Source organism: Streptomyces sp. NPDC058964, from assembly GCF_042741275.1.
Lineage (GTDB): Bacteria > Actinomycetota > Actinomycetes > Streptomycetales > Streptomycetaceae > Streptomyces.
Genome location: NZ_JBHYKH010000608.1, coordinates 1 through 4996, shown reverse-complemented (window position 1 = coordinate 4996; position 4996 = coordinate 1). Strand labels below are relative to the sequence as shown.

At 70.3% G+C, this 4996-nt stretch carries 4 protein-coding genes; 1 reads left to right on the top strand and 3 read right to left on the bottom strand.

Annotated features, from left to right (window positions below; genetic code table 11):
* Positions 1 to 136 precede the first annotated feature (136 nt).
* Entirely contained in the window at positions 137 to 2893 is a 2757-nt protein-coding gene (locus tag ACFW2E_RS41380; protein ID WP_384475655.1) for an alkaline phosphatase family protein, read from the top strand.
* A gap of 261 nt (positions 2894 to 3154) precedes the next feature.
* Here the strand turns inward: ACFW2E_RS41380 and ACFW2E_RS41375 are convergent, their stop codons facing one another.
* The 3 genes from ACFW2E_RS41375 to ACFW2E_RS41365 form a co-directional block, all read right to left on the bottom strand.
* Positions 3155 to 3622, bottom strand: coding sequence for a hypothetical protein (locus tag ACFW2E_RS41375; RefSeq protein WP_384475652.1), 468 nt, complete (start codon positions 3620 to 3622; stop codon positions 3155 to 3157).
* 115 nt (positions 3623 to 3737) lie between these two features.
* On the bottom strand, positions 3738 to 4316 hold the full coding sequence (locus ACFW2E_RS41370; protein ID WP_384475649.1) for a hypothetical protein: 579 nt from the start codon (positions 4314 to 4316) through the stop codon (positions 3738 to 3740).
* 87 nt (positions 4317 to 4403) lie between these two features.
* Positions 4404 to 4841, bottom strand: coding sequence for a helix-turn-helix domain-containing protein (locus tag ACFW2E_RS41365; protein WP_384475647.1), 438 nt, complete (start codon positions 4839 to 4841; stop codon positions 4404 to 4406).
* Between the last annotated feature and the right edge of the window lie 155 nt (positions 4842 to 4996).

The window sequence follows — 4996 nt, the reverse complement described above, 5'->3', positions numbered from 1 at the left end:
TAATGGCCCGCGGGCTCGGGCCCGATGGTGTTCCCGGGAAATTCCCTGGCCCCCCCCCCCCCCGGAGCCCCACCCACCCGGCTTTGGATTTGCCCGGCAAACGCCCAACTGCTCGCCACCTCGAAGGGATGACTCCATGCAGGTAACACGCCGACGCAGGCGTGACGACAAGGCTCGCTTCAGCCTTGTCGGCAGACGCACCGGCCGCCGGATACCTCTGCTGGCGGCAGGCACGACCGCTGTCGCCCTGGTAGCCGCCGGCACCGCCATCGCCCAGACCCACCAGTTCGGCACCGACCAGGTCGGCCAGGTCACCGATCAGGGTCAGGTCATCTCCAGCGACCAGTACATCGCCCCGTACGGCGACCGGCTCGTCGTCGACAACGGCAAGATCATGTCGTCCTCGGTCAGCCCGGACGGCACCCACCTGGCGGCTGCGGTCACCGACGGTGGGGCGGCGCTGTCGATCGTGGACCTGAAGAACTGGAAGGTGCAGCAGCTCGTCAGCAGCTCCGCGTCGTCGAACCCGCGCATCGGCAGCAACAGCGTGGGCCAGGAGGGGCCGACGTACTCGCCCGACGGCTCGCAGCTGTGGCTGGGCCAGACCGACGGTTACACCAGGTTCACCGTGAACCCGGACGGCAGCGTCGCCAACCCGACGACGGTCAGGATCCCGGCGGACGGGGCCAAGCACGCGCTGGTGGGCGAGGCGGTGTTCTCGCCCGACGGCTCCACCGTGTACTCCGCGGTCAACGGCCAGAACCGGGTGGTCGCCATCGACGCGGCGACCGGGGCGGTCAAGCAGAGCTGGCCCGTGGGGAACGCGCCGCGTGACATGGTCAGGGTCGGCGACAAGCTCTACGTCAGCAATGAGGGCGGGCGTCCGGCGAAGGCGGGCGACACCACCATCAACTCGTACGGTACCCAGGTGCCTGCCGACCCGAAGACCGCCGCCACCACCACCGGCACGGTCAGCGTCATCGACCTGTCGGACGCGGCGGGCTCCGTCGCCGGCATCGACGTCGGTCTGCACCCGACCGCCCTGTACGCCACGAAGGGGGCGGTGTTCGTCACCAACACCGCCACCAACGACGTGTCGGTCATCAGCACCGCGAGCGACAAGGTCGTGCAGACGATCGCGACGCAGCCGTGGCCGGAGGCGTCGGTGGGCTACGAGCCCGACGCGGTGACGCTGACCGACGACGGTCACCTGCTGGTGACGCTCGGCCGCGCCGACGCGGTCGCCGTCTACCGCTACAAGTCCCCGCAGGAGCCGGTCAGTTACGTCGGCCTGCTCCCGACGGACTACTTCCCCGCGGAGATCGCCGTCGCGGGCGAGCAGATCGTGGTCTCCAACACCCGTGGTGTCGACGCGCGCCGTACCACCACCAGCGGCGGGCACGGCACCCACGACACGACCTCCAGCGTGCAGCGGTTCACGCTGCCGGACGACAGCGTCATCAGGGCTCAGACGGCCAAGGTCTTCCGGCAGAACGGCTGGACCCGCGGCTCGGTCGAACTGTCCAGGGGCAAGAGCAAGGCGAAGCCGGTACCGGTCCCGCTGCGGCTCGGCGACCCGTCGACGATCAAGCACGTCTTCCTGCTCGTCAAGGAGAACCGGACCTACGACCAGGTCCTCGGTGACGTCGCGCAGGGCAACGGCGACCCGTCGCTGGCGCAGTTCGGCGAGAACGTGACGCCGAACCAGCATGCGCTGGCCGAGCAGTTCGGGCTGTACGACAACACGTACGACATCGGCACCAACTCGGCCGAGGGGCACAACTGGCTTATGCAGGCCGACGATCCGGAGTACACCGAGTCCTCGGCCGGTGAGTACGCGCGCAGCTACGACACCGAGGACGACGCTCTCGGCCACCAGCGGACCGGCTTCATCTGGACCGGTGCCCAGGCGGCGGGCAAGTCCGTGCGGGACTTCGGCGAGTTCCAGCAGTTCCTGACCAAGCCGTCGGACGCGAGCTGGCAGAACCTGTACTGCGACTCCAAGAACATGGCGTCGACCGGGCAGGACACCGCCTACCCCCTGGACTCGTCGTCACCGATCCCGTCGCTCAACGACGTTTCGGTGCACGGCTTCCCGAAGTTCGACACCAGCGTCCCGGACATCTACCGGTACGAGATCTGGAAGCGTGACTTCGAGCAGAACGGGCCCGCGAACCTGAACATGTTCTGGCTCTCCAGCGACCACACCGGTGGCCCGGCGAACGCGGCCGCCCAGGTGGCGGACAACGACCTCGCGACCGGCCGGATCGTCGAGGAGATCTCGCACAGCAAGTACTGGAAGGATTCGGCGATCTTCGTCGTCGAGGACGACTCCCAGGCCGGCCTGGACCACGTCGACGGCCACCGTGCGCCGATCCAGATCATCAGCCCCTGGGCCCGGCACGGCACGGTCGACAGCCACTACTACTCGCAGATCACGATGATCCGGACCGTCGAGCAGATCCTCGGGATCCACCCGATGAACCAGAAGGACAGCGCGGCCAGCCCGATGCGTGGGGCGTTCACCAGGCACGCGGACTACACGCCGTTCATGGCGCTGCCCAACCGGACCCCGCTGACCGACGGTCTGAAGACCCCGCCCTCCTGCGGCCTGGACACCCCGGCACCGCAGGACCCCAGTGCGGCACCCGTGCCGTCGTCGAAGGTCCCGGCCGACAAGCGAGAGCTCGCGGCACTGTGGGACGCCTGGAAGTCCAAGCAGCGTCTGACCGGCCCGAACGCCGTGCCCGACTACGCGAACCCCGCGCAGATGAATCACTTCACGTGGTACCAGACGCACGGCTGGAAGAAGCCGTACCCCGGCGAGACCAGGATCTTCGCCCCGAAGGACGTGCCGGGCGCCTACATCCCGTCGTCGGAGTCCGACGGCTGACCTGACAGCCCACCGGCACGGTTCGGGCCCCCGATCCGCTTCGGCGCGGGTCAGGGGCCCTCTCGGGTCGTGCCCCGGTCACCGCGCCGGAATCGGTCGCGCCCCGTGTGGGCGGCCCGTCAACCACCGCCTGTCCGCGGCGAGTCACGAGACCGCAAAGGGAGCCGGTGTCCGAGATCGCCCTGCTCCGCGACCTCTGGCAGGCCCGCCCGCGCCGGACCCGGTGACCCCCGGCAGGTCACGAGGCGACCCGGCGGCCGGCTACCCGAGCCGCGTCTCGAAGGCGGCCGCGTCGCCGTGCCACCTCTTGTGGACCCAGAGCCGTTCCCCGGCCAGCTCGATGCGCGCCCACGTTCCGGACAGCGGGCCGATCCGCGTGCCCTGGGGCAGGCGTGCGATCACTCTGGCCGGCCTCACGCCGCCGAACCGCCCGTACTCGAGCAGGACGACGCTGCGATCGGTGACGAGCAGCACGCGCCGGGTGATCAGACAGGTGGCGATCACCGCGGCCACCATGGCGCCCAGCGCGCTCCAGAGCGCCTCCTGCCAGATGACCGCACCGGCCGCGTCGGCCAGGATCCGCCCGGCCAGCAGTCCCGGCAGGACGATCCACACCTGCGCCGTGGGCCTGATCCCGCCCTGCGCCAGGACGACCCGTCGTATCTGTTCACCGGGCTCCAGCAGAGGCCGGGCACGCTCCATGACCACACCCGAAAGCCGCGACGCCATAGCCGGTTCTCTCCGATCTTCGCCCGACGGTGAGCGGATCTTCGGACCCACCCGGTTTAACTGTCAACTGTCCGGGACCGATGTCCTCGGCTCGACCGGCCCGTGGCCGTCGGCGTCAGCCGCTGCCGCCGGTACCGCCGCGGCCGCCCGTGCCGCCGGTCTCGCAGCCGAGACCCAGGCAGATCCCGCCGGTACCGCCCTTGCCGCCCTTGCCGCCGTCGCCGGTGCCCACCGCGGTCCCGCCCGTCCCGCCGGTGCCGCCGTTCGCGCTGCCGCCGCAGATCCCGGCGCAGATTCCGCCCTTGCCGCCGATGCCGCCCTCGCGGCCCGCTGCGCCGGTCGTTCCGGTGCCGCCGTTGGCGCTGCCCTGGCAGAGCCCCGCGCAGATCCCGCCCTGGCCGCCGTTGCTCCCGTTGACGGTCCCGTTGCAGTTGCCCGCGCACACCCGGTCGCCGAGACGGACGCTGCCGCCGCCCACCGTGACGCTGCCGAACGACCCGCTGCCGAGCAGACTGCCGCCGCCACCCGGCTGGGCGCCGTCGGCGGGCAGCCGGGTGGCAGCCGTCGTGGCCGTATGGCTCTGCGGCATCGGCGCCGCCATCGCGGCCGGCGCCAGCGCTCCGGCCGCCAGTCCGGCGGTCAGGCCGGCCGAGACAGTGAGACCGAGACGGACCTTCCAAGAACGAACGCGCATGACATTTCCCTTTCCGATTCGCATGATCGTTTTTCCTAATACGGACGCCCCCGCCCCTATCGATCCGGGGCGTGCGCGGGATGGATTTCAGGAGCCGAAGAGAGAATTCAGGTCCGCCAGCGCGGCCCAGTCACCCTCGCGGAACTGCTTGTCCCAGGTGTCGATCTCCTTCTCCGAGATCTTGTACTTCTTGGCGACGTCGGACTTCTTCGCCCGCCCGGACTCCACGGTCAGCACGATCCGCAGCTTGTCCACGATGGTGAGCTTCGACTTCGGCTTGTCGGGCAGGGCGCCGAACGAGAAGCAACCGGGCTTTCCGGGCTCCCCCGGCTCACCGGGGGCCCCGCCCTTGCCGCCCTCCCCGCCCTCCCCGCCCTGACCGCAGTGGGCATGACCGGCCGGGGCGACCTGGCTGACGGCTGGGGTGACACTCGGCGATGCCTGGGCGGCACACGCGGTGCCGGTGGCGATGGCCACCGAGGCCATTGCCAGGACGAGCGGACGGCGCCAGCGAATTCTGGACATGGGGGGTTCTCCGTTTTCCTTGCGCGAGGTCGTGGTTCTGCGGGCGCTGCTGCCGCGCCGGCTGTCCGACTCCACTCGCGGTGATCAATGGGGCCGGGGGGGGGGGGGCCGGACGGCCCCCCCCCCCCGCGCCCCAAAGTGTACAAAATGTTGCC